Genomic DNA, 260 nt, shown 5'->3' with positions numbered 1-260 from the left:
CCTGGAAATTGCCGTGCTCGTCTTCCAGATCGCTCCATAAGCCATGCAGGTGAATGGGGTGGCTCATCATCGTGTCGTTCACCAACACAATGCGCACCCGCTCGCCATAAGTGAGGCGAATCGGCTCGGCCGCCGAAAACGGCACGCCATCGAACGACCAGGCGAATTTCTCCATATGCCCGGTCAGGTGAATTTCTAACGTGCGGCTGGGCTCGCGACCGTCGGGGTCGGCAAAACGGCTGCGCAGGTCGCCGTAGCGC

General features: G+C 60.8%; 1 protein-coding gene. It reads right to left on the bottom strand.

What is annotated here, in order from left to right; all coding sequences use genetic code 11:
- On the bottom strand, positions 1–260 hold a 260-nt coding region (locus AC0IZJ_RS28520; RefSeq protein ID WP_471855634.1), incomplete at both ends, for a multicopper oxidase domain-containing protein.

The sequence above is a fragment of the Roseateles sp. AC306 genome, assembly GCF_979253795.1.
Note: the sequence above shows the minus strand (reverse complement) of the source record. Positions and strands in the feature narration are given on the sequence as shown.